The sequence below is a fragment of the Neisseria sp. HMSC70E02 genome, from assembly GCF_001838645.1.
GTDB classification, from domain to species: Bacteria; Pseudomonadota; Gammaproteobacteria; order Burkholderiales; family Neisseriaceae; genus Neisseria; species Neisseria macacae.
The window spans coordinates 79,243-80,575 of sequence record NZ_KV838074.1 but is presented as its reverse complement, the minus strand read 5'-3'; the positions used below and the strand labels follow the sequence as shown (position 1 = coordinate 80,575).

At 44.0% G+C, this 1,333-nt stretch carries 2 protein-coding genes; both read right to left on the bottom strand.

Annotation, left to right across the window (positions count from 1 at the left end; translation table 11 throughout):
* The coding region (locus HMPREF3277_RS03065; RefSeq protein WP_070603028.1) for a DUF4189 domain-containing protein at positions 1–466 on the bottom strand (466 nt) is incomplete at its 3' end.
* A gap of 25 nt (positions 467–491) precedes the next feature.
* On the bottom strand, positions 492–1,004 hold the full coding sequence (locus HMPREF3277_RS03060; protein ID WP_003755611.1) for a DUF4189 domain-containing protein: 513 nt from the start codon (positions 1,002–1,004) through the stop codon (positions 492–494).
* Positions 1,005–1,333 lie beyond the last annotated feature (329 nt).

Genomic DNA, 1,333 nt, shown 5'->3' with positions numbered 1-1,333 from the left:
CTCCCCTATCTTGGCAATTTTTTAAAGCTGCCTGTTCGACAGTACCTTGTGCTCCTGCCACATCAGATAAAACAAATCTGTCTTTTGTTTTCCCTTCTGCCGCTGCCATACAACCGTTCCTCACCCATGTAATAACTTTACAAGGCGTATTGCGACTGCCTTTTTGGCATTGTTTTATGGCTTCACGTTTTGCCGCTTCTAGGGAATTCTGGTTTACCGCACCGGCAAGATGCCCTGCTTTTTGACTGTAAGCAAATGCCCCGAATTTAGGCGGCACAAAAACATCGTGATAGATAATTTTTTTAGGAGGTGGGGCGGTATTACCCGAAGAGCAGTTGGGATTGTACCCATAGCTGCATAATGCGGGATCATTCTGTAAAGCCCCGTTTGTCACATCATATGTCGGATTGGCAATAGAAATATTTGAAACCATTAATCCGAATATCATCAAAAACAGTTTTTTCATTGCATCATCTTCCTTTAAATACCAATCACGGGAGAGCACATACTTCAGGTTGAATAATTCTACAGTCTACCCCTCCCCTATCTTGGCAATTTTTTAAAGCTGCCTGCTCTACAGTTCCCTGATTACCTCCTGCTTGAGTTACAAGAAATCTGTTCTTAACCTTTCCTTCTGCTGCTGCGAGACAGCCGTTTCTGACCCAGACAATAACTTTACACGGCGTATTGCGGCTACTTTTTTGACACCGTTTGACTGCTTCCTGTTTTGCTGCGTCTAGAGAATTTTGATTTACAGCGCCTGCAAGAATTCCTGCTTTCTGACTGTAAGCTAAAGCCCCGAATTTTGGAGGGATGACCACATCGTGATAGATGATTTTCTTAGGGGGAGGGGCGGTATTGCCCGAAGAGCAGTTGGGATTGTACCCATAGCTGCATAATGCGGGATCATTCTGTAAAGCCCCGTTTGTCACATCATATGTCGGATTGGCAATAGAAATATTTGAAACCATTAATCCGAATATCATCAAAAACAGTTTTTTCATTGCATCATCTTCCTTATTTTTCTTCAGGTTTTCGGGTTCGTCTGATTAAGACGGTCGCCGGACGGTTATCGTCGGCGTAGGGTTGGTTTGGCATAAAGCTTGAAACGGGTTTTCAGATGACCTGTAGCGTGGGCTTTGCCCGCGAGATAAATGCCGAAATGGATGTCTATTCGGCTGTTGTCTGATTTGAATTGTCAGATGGTAGGTTTCGTGGGCAAAGCCCACGCTACTTGGGTTATCTCAAGTCTGTTTTGATTGAATCAAAGGTCGTCTGAAAAAGTCGGGAGCGAGTTTCTCCAAAACTCAAATCTCAAAGTTTTCAGACGACC